Source organism: Microbacterium sp. PAMC22086 (assembly GCF_019443525.1).
GTDB classification, from domain to species: domain Bacteria; phylum Actinomycetota; class Actinomycetes; order Actinomycetales; family Microbacteriaceae; genus Microbacterium; species Microbacterium maritypicum.
In genome coordinates this window covers 1318425-1330804 of sequence record NZ_CP080380.1, presented here as the reverse complement: position 1 = coordinate 1330804, position 12380 = coordinate 1318425, and the positions used below count along the sequence as shown (strand labels likewise).

Below are 12380 nucleotides of genomic sequence, written 5' to 3'. Positions count from 1 at the left end.
GTGAAGTTGTAGGTGTCCTGGGAGCCGGACCGGGGCCCGGCTCCCAGAAGGACGATTACTCGCCCTTGGTCTTCTGGACGATCTCGTCGGCCACTGCGCGGGGAACCTCAGCGTAGCTGTGGAACTCCATCGAGTAGACGGCGCGGCCCGAGGTCTTCGAGCGCAGGTCGCCGATGTAGCCGAACATCTCGGACAGCGGGACCTGAGCGCGGACGACCTTGACGCCTGCGGCGTCTTCCATCGACTGGATCTGGCCACGACGCGAGTTCAGGTCGCCGATGACGTCGCCCATGTACTCCTCGGGAGTACGGACCTCGACGGCCATCAGCGGCTCGAGCAGCACGGGGTTGGCACGACGAGCGGCCTCCTTGAAGCCCATGGAGCCCGCGATCTTGAACGCCATCTCCGAGGAGTCGACGTCGTGCGCTGCACCATCGACGATGGTCGCCTTGACGCCGACCATCGGGTAGCCCGCGAGCACGCCGACGTTCATCGCGTCCTGGAAACCGGCGTCGATCGAGCCGATGTACTCACGAGGGATGCGACCACCGGTGACGGCGTTCACGAACTCGTAGGTCTTCTCGGAGTCGAGGTCGAGCGGCTCGATGGTGAACTGGATCTTTGCGAACTGTCCGGAACCACCGGTCTGCTTCTTGTGCGTGTAGTCGTGCTTCTCGACGGTCTTGCGGATCGTCTCGCGGTACGCCACCTGCGGCTTGCCGACGTTGGCCTCGACGTTGAACTCGCGCTTCATGCGGTCCACGAGGATGTCGAGGTGCAGCTCGCCCATGCCCTTGATGGTCGTCTGACCGGTCTCGGGGTTGAGCTCCGTGCGGAAGGTCGGGTCCTCTTCAGCGAGCTTCTGGATGGCGACACCCAGCTTCTCCTGGTCGGCCTTGGTCTTCGGCTCGATCGCGACCTCGATGACAGGCTCGGGGAACGTCATCGACTCGAGGACGACCGGAGCCGTCGGGTCGGTGAGGGTGTCACCCGTGGTGGTGTCCTTGAGGCCGATGACCGCGTAGATGTTTCCGGCGGTGACCGAGGGAACCGGGATCTCCTTGTTGGCGTGCATCTGGAAGATCTTCCCGATGCGCTCCTTCTTGTTCTTGGTCGAGTTGACGACCGCAGAACCGGAGTCCAGGTGACCCGAGTAGACGCGCACGTAAGTGAGGCGACCGAAGAACGGGTGCACGGCGACCTTGAACGCGAGGGCGGCGAACGGGTCATTGGCGTCGGGGTGACGCTCGATGATCGTGTCGTAGTCCTTCGGGTCGTGCGCCTCGATCGAGCCCACGTCGAGCGGGTTCGGGAGGTAGTCGACGACCGCATCGAGCATCGGCTGGACGCCGCGGTTCTTGAACGCGGAACCGCAGAGCACCGGGTAGATCTCGCTGGCGACGGTCAGCTTGCGGATCGCGCCCTTGATCTCGGCGACCGTGAGCTCCTCGCCACCGAAGAACTTCTCGAGCAGCGCGTCGTCGGTCTCGGCGACGGTCTCGAGGAGCTGCTGGCGGTACTCCGCTGCCTTCTCCTTGAGGTCCTCCGGGATCTCCTGGATCTCGTAGGAGGCGCCCATGGTGACATCACCCTTGGCGTCTCCGGCCCAGACCAGTGCACGCATCTCGATCAGGTCGACGACGCCGATGAAGTCGCTCTCCGCGCCGATGGGCAGCTGGATCACGAGCGGCTTGGCGCCGAGGCGGTTGATGATGGTGTCGACAGTGAAGTAGAAGTCGGCGCCGAGCTTGTCCATCTTGTTGACGAAGCAGATGCGCGGGACGTTGTACTTGTCGGCCTGACGCCAGACGGTCTCGGACTGGGGCTCGACGCCCTCCTTGCCGTCGAACACGGCCACCGCACCGTCGAGCACGCGGAGCGAGCGCTCCACCTCGACCGTGAAGTCCACGTGGCCGGGGGTGTCGATGATGTTGATCTGGTTCTTGTTCCAGTAGCAGGTCACGGCGGCAGACGTGATCGTGATGCCGCGCTCCTTCTCCTGCTCCATCCAGTCGGTGGTCGAAGCGCCATCGTGCGTCTCACCGAGCTTGTGGTTGACGCCCGTGTAGAACAGGATGCGCTCGGTCGTCGTGGTCTTGCCGGCATCGATGTGCGCCATGATGCCGATGTTGCGGACCTTGCTCAGGTCCGTGAGCACGTCTTGTGCCACAGGAGTGTCCTTATCTTTTCGAGCAGTCGTACTGCGAAGAGGGGGTGCCCGCCCCGCGGCGAGTGGCCAAGGGGCGGGCGAAGCTGTTTACCAGCGGTAGTGAGCGAACGCGCGGTTCGACTCGGCCATCTTGTGCGTGTCCTCGCGGCGCTTGACCGCGGCACCCAGGCCGTTGGATGCGTCGAGGATCTCGTTCTGCAGACGCTCGGTCATCGTCTTCTCACGACGGCCCTTCGCGTAGCTCACGAGCCAGCGCAGAGCGAGCGTGTTGGCGCGGTGAGGCTTGACCTCGACCGGCACCTGGTAGGTCGAGCCACCGACGCGGCGGCTGCGGACCTCGAGGGTCGGGCGCACGTTGTCGAGCGCCTTCTTCAGCGTGGCGACGGCGTCCTGACCGTTCTTCGCCTCGACGCCGCGGAGGGCGCCGTAGACGATCGACTCGGCCAGCGACTTCTTGCCGTCGACGAGGATCTTGTTCACCAGCGAGGTGACGATGGGTGCGCCGTATACCGGGTCGTTGACGACGGGGCGCTTCGGGGCGGGTCCCTTACGAGGCATCTAACTCAACCCTTCTTCGCGCCGTAGCGGGAACGAGCCTGCTTACGGTTCTTGACTGCCTGGGTGTCCAGGGCGCCACGGACGATCTTGTAACGCACACCGGGGAGGTCCTTGACACGACCGCCACGCACGAGCACGAGCGAGTGCTCCTGCAGGTTGTGACCCTCACCGGGGATGTACGCGGTGACCTCGGTGCCGTTGCGGAGCTTCACACGAGCGACCTTGCGCATCGCCGAGTTCGGCTTCTTCGGGGTGGTGGTGTAGACGCGGGTGCAGACCCCGGCCTGCTGCGGGTTCGACTTGAGCGCCGGCGCCTTGGTCTTGGTGACCTTGGGCGAGCGACCCTTGCGAACCAACTGCTGAATGGTTGGCACGTTCTCTCCTCATAGTGCTGCACGGTGACAGCGTGATGGGTTTCACATCATGACCCACCGGCACGCCGGAACCGACGAGCTTTTGGTGTGATGGGTATGCCGTGGGGGCGGACCGGCATGGTGCCGGCGCCCAGCGCACACGCGGAGGCGTGCACACACCTGATCAAGTGTAATGCCGCGTAACGTAGCGGTCAAATGAGCGCAACTCCGGCCGCGCGGCCCGAGTGCAGGATCAGGGCAGATCGGGATCGAACGGCGAGTCCAGCGATTCGGTCAGCTCAGCCAGCAGTGCCTCGATCTGCGGTTCGACGTGCTGAGAGATCGCGGCCTGGATGTGTATGCGATGACGCAACAGGATCCCGCAGATCTCGCGGCCGACCATGTTGGCGTACTCGTCGGCGAGGGCGACCTCCTGGCGGAGGGCGATCTTCGCCTCCTCCGTGAGCGGGGGCAGTGCGGGCAGCGCGGCGGCGGATTCGTCTGCGAGCCCCGCGATCGTGAACAGGAACGGTGCTCCGGGCACCGGATCCGGATCCAGGGGCAGCCCGTCGAACTCGGGATCGAGGTCCTCGGCCGGGCGGTAGCTGCGGGCGCGGTTCCGCGCAGCCTGCTGATCCAGCTCGCGCTGCAGCATCGGCAGATTCCGCGCCGTGTACTCCGCGACGGCGTGATCGACGATGGTCTTGATACGCGTCGAGAGGCCGTGCTGCACGCCGTGCGGCACGTTGGCACCGATACCGGCTGCGGAGAGGATCGGCGATCCGAGGCACCGGCGGCATGGCGCGACGCGACCACGATGGGTTGCCGGCTCCCAGCGCGGCACCCAGCGCAACCATGCCTCCACGGCCTGGTCCACCTGCGTCTCCAACGAGCGCTCCACCCCACCAGAGTACGGCGCGTCGCCCGTCACCGTCGCGATTTCCCGGTCCCGGCGGGGCGCGGAGGGAGGATCGCTCGGACGTCATTCCTCTTCGTCGCGCTCCCACGGCCAACGCGGATGCTCGGCGCGCGTGCGACGCAGCGCGATCCCACCCCATCCGGCGATCAAGCCCGCCAGCACGAGGACGGCGCTCGCGCCGCCTCGCACGAGACCGCCGGCGACCGCTGTCGCGAGCACGATGCTCCCGGCGCCGACGAGGACGGCGACCCATACCGCGATCAGATGGACGAGGCCGGCGACCAGCGCGATCGCGATCGTGGCGACATACGACGGATGCGGTCGACGCAGAGTGGACCACAGCACGAGCGCGAACGAGACGACAGCCGCGATCATGCCGACCACGCCAGGGGTCTGGCCGAGATCGGGGACCGCGATGATGTCCGTGTCGGTGGCGATGCTCACGGCGCCGAGCCCGAACACCGCGAGCGCGAAGAAGCTGATGGTGGCGAGCACCACCGCCAGGATGGCCGAAACCCCCGCGGACTCGGGTCCCCGGGGGTTCGGCGTGGTGGAGTTCGTGATTACCTCGACAGCGTCGGGCCGGCCTCGAGCGTGCGCTCGTACTCGCGCTGCGCCTCGGCATTCAGCTCGGTCTTGCGAGCACCGCTTCGGGCGACCCAGGCACCGAACCAGATGGTCAGCTCGCGGGCGAACACGAAGGCCGCGATCGCGAGCGGGGCGAGCATCTGCTCCCCGACGAGGTCGAGTCCCTGGCTGGCGCTGAGCTTCCAGAACGGAGCTTCGAAGAGCTGCCCGAGGATGTGGCCCCCATACGCGATGACGCCGACGATGAGGCCGAAGACGACCCAAAGGCCCCAGCGTCCACGGTTGATGACCGCACCCAGCAGCCAGAATCCGAGGAAGAACACGACGACGGGCGTCCAGAACCCCCATGTCATCAGGGGTGCGATCGCGGTCTGGCCGATGTTCTCGCCGGTCACATCTCCGGCGATGGCACCGAGTCCGAGCGCAGCCCCCAGGTAGAGCACCGCGAAGACGAGTGTCGCCAGGAGTCCGATGGCTCCCGCGGTGCCGCGGTTGCCGCGGTCACGGGGCGGTTCGGGCGCCTGGACGAAGATGGGCTGCGGCTGTGCGGCGGCAGCGGCGACGAGCGGCTCCGACGGGACGACGCGCGTCTCGAGCTCATCGCCGTACTGGGCATACGCCGCACCGGCCATCCCCGACTGCTCGTGGCCGAACGGGACGGGCTCGCCCACGACGGGCTCGGGGTAGAACGAAGTGGTCTCGGCGTCGGCCTGAGCCCTGACCTCGTCGGCGTAGTCGCGCGACGGAGCGACCGGAGCAGGCGTCACGGCCGGCGGCGGGGAGGCGAACGTACCGGGGTGATCACGCTCGGCCTCTTCGAAAGCGGCGAGGTCGGGGTCGACCGGCGTTGCGACGGGCTTCTGATCGATGCCGTCGTTCACGCCGTCGTTGTTGCCGGGAACGCCAGCACCCGCAGCCGCAGCGGCGTCCAGGCCTTCGTTCGCACTGCCGACGACGTCGTCAACGTCAGCCGGCTTCTCGGGCTGGGGAACGTTGGGGTCACTCATGGGGTGCGCCTCTCATCGGATACGTGCACTGCGAGGGTACCTCCGCGCGAACGACCGCTCGCGGAGGCGTGCCGACGTGTCGTCATACGCGAGGACACCGCACTGTCTCTTGGGTGTCAGGGGAGCGCGTTGCGCAGTGCATCACCGGCGAACTGCGCGAGCACGGGAACAATCGGCAGCGACAGCCACACCAGGGCTCCGATGATGGCGACGCACACGATGCCGGCGAACCAGCTCATCCCGAGGTTGCGACCACCCACGCGTGCCATGCCTCCACGCTACGACCGAACGGTGCGAGAGCCCGGGCGCAACGCCCACAGCGGCGGTTGCTCCGCGGCAGTCAGCGCGCGACGCGACCGCGCAGGCGCCAGAGCAGCCAGAGACCCGAGAGCGGGATGAGGAGGATGCCGATTCCCGCGAGACCGCCCCAGATCATGTCGTACCACGCAGGAAGCAACGGATTGTTGGCGGGCGGCGGGGTTCCTGTTCCCGAGGAGCTGCCGCTCGATTCCCACGCGGAGATGGTGACCATCGTCGAGATGACGAGGATCGACAGACCGCCCGCGACGAACGGCACGACGATCGCCACGACCTTCTCCCCCGTCTTCCAGAGCGAGCTCAGACTCACGAGCACGGCACCGACGAACCACCCGACGATCGGCGCGACGATCCCGCCGAAGCTCAGCGTCAGAGCCGCAGCGATCGCGAACCCGCGCGTGGACGTCGTCGACGGACCCGGTGCCGACGGTGCGGACGCGGTCGTCGGCACCGCGAGAGGCGAACCCGCCGGCAGCTCGGCCTGTGCCTCGCGGACGATAGCGCCGGGATCGCCGAGCTGAGCGATGCGCACGGCCGTGGCTTCGGCGTCGAGCCCCTGGAGCTCTTCGACGATGCCCCCGCGGATGTCCGTCGCGATGCCGTGCGGCAATCCGCGCATCGCCTCATCGAGTCGTGTGAGGAAGTCCTCTCGCAGGGCGACGGCGGTGGTTTCGGTCATGATCGTCCCTCTCCGACGATGCCCGTGACGACACGGGCGAACGGTGCCCACTGGGCGCGGAATCGCTCGAGCTGATCGACGCCGACCTCGGTGAGCCGGTAGTACCTGCGCACCGGGCCCGACTCGGACGGCTGATCGAACGTACTGACCCAGCCGTTGTCACGCAGCCGCCCCAGCAGCGGATAGAGCGTGCCGATGCTGGCGATCAGGCCGGCGCCGGTGAGAGCCTCAGCCAGCTGCCATCCGTACATCGGCTCCCGCGCGAGCAGGCCGAGCACGCAGTACTCGACCACTCCTTTGCGCATCTGGGCGCCGACATCGGCTGTCATGCATGGCAAGGTAGCATGCGAGACAAGAGAGCGGGAGAACCGCCCGCGCGGCTGCGGGCGTCGCCGAGGCGACACCCGCAGGAAGCGCTCAGCCCTTGGTCGCTCCGGCGGTCAGCCCACCGACGATGTACTTCTGGAGGAAGAGGAAGAGGATCATCACCGGGATCGCCGCCATCACCGCACCGGCGGAGAAGGCCGACCAGTCCGCGTAGCGCGGGTTCGCCACGAGTTTGGTGAGTCCGACGACAAGGGTCTGCTGATCCACGTCGACGAGCATGACGCTCGCGATCACGTACTCGTTGACCGTGCCAATGAACGACAGGAGCCCGACCACCGCGAGGATAGGAGCGACCAGACGCAGGATGATCGTGAAGAAGATGCGCGCGTGACCGGCGCCGTCGATGCGCGCCGCCTCGTCGATCTCCTTCGGGATCGTGTTGAAGAAGCCGTACATCAGGTACGTGTTCACCCCGAGCGCTCCCCCGAGGTACACCAGGATCAGACCGGTGTGGGTGTTCAGACCGATCGCGGGGAACCAGTCCCCCAGTGTCGACATGAGCAGGAAGATGGCGACCACGGCGAGCAGCTGCGGGAACATCTGCACGACCACGATCGTCACGAGCCCCACACGGCGCCCGGCGAACCGCATGCGCGAGAAGGCATATGCCGCGCATGCGCCGATGAAGACGGTGACCGCTCCGGTGACCACCGCTATCAGCAGCGTGTTGAGGAACCACGTGCCGTAGGGGTTCTGCGGGTCGCTCAGGATGCGCACGTAGCTGTCGATCCCGATCGCGGAGAACAGCTGGTTCGATCCCGTCAGCGTCCCCTTCGGGTTCAGCGAGGCGGAGATCACGTACAGCAGGGGGAACAGGGCGAAAGCACTCACGACGATCGCCACGAGGTGGCGCCATCCGGTGTCGGCGAACCAGGCGCCGAAGCTGCGACGGCGGGGGGCGAGGCTCTGCACGCCGTCGGTGGAGCGAGTGGCGGCGGATCGCTCGGTGGTGGGGCTGGTGGTGCTCATGTCAGTTCAGCTCCTCGAGGGCCTTGGTCTTGCGGAAGCTGATGATCGAGATCGTGGCGACCACGATGAAAATCAGGATCGTGAAGGCAGAGGCCAGACCGTAGTCACGCGTCTGCCCCGTGAAGGCCACCTTGTAGACCATCGAGATGAGGATGTCGGTGTGCCCGACGGGGATGGACACGTCGCTGAAGCGCGGGCCCCCCTTGGTGAGCATGTAGATCAGATTGAAGTTGTTGAAGTTGAACGCGAAGGACGAGATCAGCAGCGGTGCGACGGTGACCAGCAGCAGCGGCAGCTTGATCCGGCGGAAGACCTGCCACGGGTTCGCACCGTCCATCACCGCGGCTTCGTTCACATCCTCGGGGATGCCCTGCAGGGCGCCCATGCAGACGAGGAACATGTACGGGAAGCCGAGCCACAGGTTCACCAGCAGCACCGACACCTTCGCGAGGGCGGGGTCGGTGAGCCACGGGATCTCGGCCCCGCCGAAGATCACCTGGTTGATGAAGCCGAAGCTCTCGTTCATCATTCCGGCCCAGACGAGCGCCGACAGGAACGCGGGGAACGCATACGGGAGGATCAGGATGATGCGGTAGCCGTTGCGGAACCGCATGCGGGTGTTGTTGAACACCAGGGCCAGGAGAAGGCCGAGGAAGAACGTCGTCGCGACCGAGATCAGAGCGAACGCGAACGTCCAGAGGGTGACCGAGATGAGCGGTCCGCGGATGGAGGAGTCGGTGACGGCGCGGATGAAGTTGTCGAAGCCGACGGTCGTCTGCCAACCGGGGAGCAGCTGCTCGCCACCCTCAGCGGTGAAGGCCCCGTCGCCCGTATCGGAGTAGACGGTCCCTGTCGTGGTGTCGGTGATGGTGTCTGCGGCCTCGTCGTACTCCAGCGTCGAGACGTACAGGTAGCCCTTCTGCCCGTCCGGGGCGCGCAGGCTGCCGTCGTTCGGGTCGTCGCTGAACGGCACCGACAGCTTCTCGAGCTCTTCGGAGAGCGTGAAGACGGTCGCGAGCGGAAGCGTGGTCCACCCGTCGACGGCGACGGCCGTGCCGTCTTCGAACCGGGCGTCGACCTCTTCCAGCGGCTGTTGCGCTGTACCGAGGAGCGCGTCGCCGGATTCCGGGTCGGTCACGAGCAGACCGTAGGTGCCGAACTGCTCGACGACCGTCACGGGATAGGTCGGCGAGTCCTCGACCCGCTCCTGCGCCGAGGCGAGGAGGGAGGAGATCGCCTGGTCCTTGGTGCCGTTGTGGCCTGTGCCGTAGTTCGTGAACCCGATGTACCCGGTGTAGAGCAGCGTGAACACCTGGAAGATGACCAGGAAGATGATCCCGGGAGTGAGGTACTTCGCGGCGATGCGCTTGCGGGAGAAGTAGATGTAGTTGACGAGGACGGCGACCGCCACGACGATGCCGAGGATCAACCACTCCCGCTGGGCGAAGAGCACGAAAGCGGCGTAGAGCGCGATCGCGTCGACGACGGCCAGCAGGAGGATCTTCAGCAGCATCCAGCCGATCGGTCCGGATGCGGCCTCCGCGATCTTCGCGGCCTGGCGCTGACGTCTGGTCGGAGGAGCTGTGCGCTCGTCGGTGTCTGTCATGTCATCCTCGTCATGATCCTGCCAGGGCGGGCGAAGGCCCACCCCGGCAGAGTCCGTGTTCTGGCTGTTACTTGATCGCGGCGGTCACGTCGTCGACGAGCTTCTGCCACGTCGTCGCCGGGTCTTCGCCGTTGATGATCGCGGCCTCGGCCACGCCCCAGAACTCCCAGACCGCGCCCATGGCCGGGATCGCGGGCATCGGGACGGCGTCGGCGCCGACGGCCTGGAAGCCGGCGATGATCGGGTCGGCGGCCGCGGTGTCGGCGGCTGCGGTCAGGGCGGGGAGGATGTTGCCGGCCTTGAACAGGTCGAGCTGCACATCTTCGGTGCCGATGTAGTTGACGAGGAAGTCGTTCGCGGCGACCTTGTTCTTCGACTCCGAGCTCACGAAGAAGCCCTTCACGCCGGCGAACGGCGAAGCGGTCTCACCGGTCGGGCTCGGGATCGGGTCGATCGCGACGTTGATGCCCGCGTCGGTTGCCGCGCCCACGTTCCACGGACCGGTGAGCCAGAAGGCCGCGGTGCCGTCGAGGAACTGCTGCTTGGCGATCTCGCCGTCGACGTCGGTGTTCAGAACACCCGCAGCGCCCTGTGCGCCCAGCCAGTCCGCGAACGCGAAGCCGCCCTCGCTGCCGAGCTGGAGGTCGGTGGAGTCGTAGCTGCCCGTGTCGTCAGTGCCGAACACCGGGGCGCCGAACGCCGTCTGGAACGGGTAGAGGTGGTACGGGTTGCCCTCGGTACCCTGCTCGACGACGAAGGTGCCCTTCGAGAGCATGTCGTCGAAGCTGGTCGCGGCGGCCGGAACCAGGTCGGCGTTGCGCAGCACCGCGATGTTCTCGACGGCGTACGGGAGCATGTAGACGGTGCCGTCATACGTGGCGGCCTGGAGCGCGACCGGGAGGTAGTCCTCGGAGCTGTCGCCGAGCTCGATGGGTGCGACGACGCCGTTCGTGGAGAACTCGCCCAGCCAGTCGTGCGCGCCCATGACGATGTCGGGGCCCTTGCCGGTCGGAACCTGCTGGATGAAGTCGTCCTTCATGTCGTCGACCGACTTGCCCGTGAGCTCGACCTTGACGCCGGTCTTCTCCTGGTAGGCGTCTGCAGCGCCCTGCAGTGCGTCGACGCGCTCGGCGTCGACCCACACGACCAGCTTCCCGCTGTCGTCGGAGCCGGAGGTGTCGTCGCTGCTGGTCCCCGTGGAGCAGCCGGCAAGCGTCAGAGTCGAAACGATGGCGATCGCGCCCGCGGCGACGATGCCCCTCTTGTTCACCTTCATTGGTGTGTGCCTCTCTCAGTGCTGATCACCTGCAAGGACTGCAAGCGCTTACAGTATGCATCGAAATCAGCGGCGTTTGCAATGAGAGAAGGCGTTGATATCAACCCGTGATAGAGAACGGAGCGCTGCTGGGATGTGAAAACGCTTCCATGAGACGGGGAAGCGAGACCCGTAGACTGCCGGAATGACTCACGGTTCGCATCGCATCGCCCGGATGACGACAGGTCTCGTGCTGGCGCTGTCGGCGGCCGCACTGAGCGGGTGCACCGCGTTCACCACGGACTACGCGGTGCTGGAGCGCGATGTCGAACCCGCGGACGCGTTGCCGGACGCGTTCATCGAGCAGGACTCCGGCGACGGCGCCGAGCTCTCGTCTGCGCGGTTCGTCGGCGAGCATTCCGGCAGCTCGCTGTGGGTGCTGCGCGGGGTCGACCAGGGAACGGTCTGCGTGCTCGCCTACCGGGACGAGACCGCGGGAACCATGTCGTGTGGCGGCGAACGCGGCCCCGTGGAGATGAGCGGCCCGGCCGGTCACTTCGTGCTGGTCCCCGACGACCACCCCACGCCGGACGGAGCCACCCGGATCTCCGACAACGTGTACGCCCTGAGCCCCTGAGTAGGATGAAACCATGGCTGACAGCTCATTTGACATCGTCTCGAAGGTCGACCACCAGGAGGCGGAGAACGCCCTGAACCAGGCCCGCAAGGAGATCGAGCAGCGCTACGACTTCAAGGGCACGGGTGCGTCGATCGCCTGGAGCGGCGAGAGCATCCTGATCATCGCGAACACCGAGGAGCGGGCCAAGGCCGTGCTCGACGTGTTCCAGTCCAAGCTCATCAAGCGTGGCATCTCGCTGAAGAGCCTCGAGTCGGGCGACCCGTTCGCCAGCGGCAAGGAGTTCCGCATCGTCTCGACGCTCAAGGACGGCATCTCCTCGGAGAACGCGAAGAAGATCAACAAGATCATCCGCGACGAGGGCCCCAAGGGCGTGAAGAGCCAGATCCAGGGCGACGAGCTGCGCGTGCAGTCCAAGAGCCGCGACGACCTGCAGTCGGTCATCGCGCTGCTCAAGGGCGCCGACCTCGACCTGGACCTGCAGTTCATCAACTACCGGTAAGCCACCGGGACACATCGAGAGAGGGGGTCGAGTGCAGCGCACTCGACCCCCTCTCTCGTCATTGTTGGATTGCATACTGATATATGGGTTTAGGTACCCAAGACTGGAAGCGGTCGACTCGATGCGACCGATGACGCGAACGCCGCGTGACGCACTGCCGTCGTAGGGCTACGCGATTTCGGGATTGCGAGCTTGCCCTCGTGGGGACGAGGCCGCGGCAGTTCCATGCGCTCGCGTCTTCGGTGGCCGGCGGATGCCCAGCATCCGCCGGCCACGGAACCCACGAGCACGAAGAGCACGGGCACGACGAGCCCGCCTGAGCCACGATGCGCGCCCCCACGCGGACTGCCGACTCAGGTGGGGGATATTGGCATCCGACGCGACTTCATGATGTAGTTGCCCTCCCGGGCGAATCATGGGGCGCTCGGGATC

The 12380-nt window shown here is 66.4% G+C and carries 14 protein-coding genes; 2 read left to right on the top strand and 12 right to left on the bottom strand.

Annotated elements, in window-relative coordinates:
* Positions 1-55 precede the first annotated feature (55 nt).
* From fusA to KY497_RS06600, 12 genes are all read right to left on the bottom strand, one after another.
* On the bottom strand, positions 56-2170 hold the full coding sequence (fusA, locus tag KY497_RS06655; protein ID WP_021201125.1) for an elongation factor G: 2115 nt from the start codon (positions 2168-2170) through the stop codon (positions 56-58).
* A gap of 87 nt (positions 2171-2257) precedes the next feature.
* Positions 2258-2728, bottom strand: a complete 471-nt coding sequence (gene rpsG / locus KY497_RS06650; protein WP_017201608.1) for a 30S ribosomal protein S7 — start codon at positions 2726-2728, stop codon at positions 2258-2260.
* 5 nt (positions 2729-2733) lie between these two features.
* The gene (gene rpsL / locus KY497_RS06645; RefSeq protein WP_017201609.1) at positions 2734-3102 is read right to left on the bottom strand and encodes a 30S ribosomal protein S12; all 369 of its coding nucleotides are present in this window, start codon (positions 3100-3102) and stop codon (positions 2734-2736) included.
* 232 nt (positions 3103-3334) lie between these two features.
* A complete protein-coding gene (locus KY497_RS06640; RefSeq protein ID WP_029258210.1) occupies positions 3335-3982 on the bottom strand; it encodes a hypothetical protein in 648 nt (215 codons plus the stop codon).
* Between the two features lie 81 nt (positions 3983-4063).
* Positions 4064-4495, bottom strand: a complete 432-nt coding sequence (locus KY497_RS06635) for a hypothetical protein (RefSeq protein WP_219870136.1) — start codon at positions 4493-4495, stop codon at positions 4064-4066.
* Positions 4496-4563: 68 nt separating this feature from the next.
* The gene (locus KY497_RS06630) at positions 4564-5595 is read right to left on the bottom strand and encodes an ABC transporter (protein WP_219870135.1); all 1032 of its coding nucleotides are present in this window, start codon (positions 5593-5595) and stop codon (positions 4564-4566) included.
* Between the two features lie 116 nt (positions 5596-5711).
* The gene (locus KY497_RS06625) at positions 5712-5864 is read right to left on the bottom strand and encodes a hypothetical protein (RefSeq protein WP_164743708.1); all 153 of its coding nucleotides are present in this window, start codon (positions 5862-5864) and stop codon (positions 5712-5714) included.
* A 71-nt stretch (positions 5865-5935) separates the two neighbouring features.
* Positions 5936-6592: a hypothetical protein gene (locus tag KY497_RS06620; protein WP_219870134.1), complete on the bottom strand. Its 657-nt coding sequence runs from the start codon at positions 6590-6592 to the stop codon at positions 5936-5938.
* Complete coding sequence (locus tag KY497_RS06615) at positions 6589-6921, bottom strand: PadR family transcriptional regulator (protein WP_055865598.1); 333 nt, start codon at positions 6919-6921, stop codon at positions 6589-6591. The genes KY497_RS06620 and KY497_RS06615 overlap by 4 nt, the downstream gene beginning before the upstream one ends.
* A gap of 88 nt (positions 6922-7009) precedes the next feature.
* The gene (locus KY497_RS06610) at positions 7010-7948 is read right to left on the bottom strand and encodes a sugar ABC transporter permease (RefSeq protein WP_017829218.1); all 939 of its coding nucleotides are present in this window, start codon (positions 7946-7948) and stop codon (positions 7010-7012) included.
* A 1-nt stretch (position 7949) separates the two neighbouring features.
* Entirely contained in the window at positions 7950-9554 is a 1605-nt protein-coding gene (locus KY497_RS06605; RefSeq protein WP_055865601.1) for an ABC transporter permease subunit, read from the bottom strand.
* A gap of 67 nt (positions 9555-9621) precedes the next feature.
* The gene (locus tag KY497_RS06600) at positions 9622-10830 is read right to left on the bottom strand and encodes an extracellular solute-binding protein (protein ID WP_141385760.1); all 1209 of its coding nucleotides are present in this window, start codon (positions 10828-10830) and stop codon (positions 9622-9624) included.
* Positions 10831-11014: 184 nt separating this feature from the next.
* Here KY497_RS06600 and KY497_RS06595 point away from each other — a divergent pair, with 184 nt between their 5' ends.
* Entirely contained in the window at positions 11015-11446 is a 432-nt protein-coding gene (locus KY497_RS06595) for a hypothetical protein (RefSeq protein ID WP_219870133.1), read from the top strand.
* Positions 11447-11459: 13 nt separating this feature from the next.
* Positions 11460-11948 carry a YajQ family cyclic di-GMP-binding protein gene (locus KY497_RS06590; RefSeq protein WP_017829222.1) on the top strand — a complete coding sequence of 163 codons (489 nt, stop codon included), beginning with the start codon at positions 11460-11462 and terminating at the stop codon, positions 11946-11948.
* The last annotated feature ends 432 nt before the right edge of the window (positions 11949-12380 follow it).

What these genes read in the sequence shown, in the direction of transcription:
- KY497_RS06595 (WP_219870133.1), top strand. Translation starts at nt 11,015, where the DNA reads ATGACTCACGGTTCGCATCGCATCGCCCGGATGACGACAGGTCTCGTG.
- rpsG (WP_017201608.1), bottom strand. Translation starts at nt 2,728, where the DNA reads ATGCCTCGTAAGGGACCCGCCCCGAAGCGCCCCGTCGTCAACGACCCG.
- KY497_RS06590 (WP_017829222.1), top strand. Translation starts at nt 11,460, where the DNA reads ATGGCTGACAGCTCATTTGACATCGTCTCGAAGGTCGACCACCAGGAG.
- KY497_RS06605 (WP_055865601.1), bottom strand. Translation starts at nt 9,554, where the DNA reads ATGACAGACACCGACGAGCGCACAGCTCCTCCGACCAGACGTCAGCGC.
- KY497_RS06625 (WP_164743708.1), bottom strand. Translation starts at nt 5,864, where the DNA reads ATGGCACGCGTGGGTGGTCGCAACCTCGGGATGAGCTGGTTCGCCGGC.
- KY497_RS06620 (WP_219870134.1), bottom strand. Translation starts at nt 6,592, where the DNA reads ATGACCGAAACCACCGCCGTCGCCCTGCGAGAGGACTTCCTCACACGA.
- KY497_RS06610 (WP_017829218.1), bottom strand. Translation starts at nt 7,948, where the DNA reads ATGAGCACCACCAGCCCCACCACCGAGCGATCCGCCGCCACTCGCTCC.
- KY497_RS06615 (WP_055865598.1), bottom strand. Translation starts at nt 6,921, where the DNA reads ATGACAGCCGATGTCGGCGCCCAGATGCGCAAAGGAGTGGTCGAGTAC.
- KY497_RS06600 (WP_141385760.1), bottom strand. Translation starts at nt 10,830, where the DNA reads ATGAAGGTGAACAAGAGGGGCATCGTCGCCGCGGGCGCGATCGCCATC.
- KY497_RS06630 (WP_219870135.1), bottom strand. Translation starts at nt 5,595, where the DNA reads ATGAGTGACCCCAACGTTCCCCAGCCCGAGAAGCCGGCTGACGTTGAC.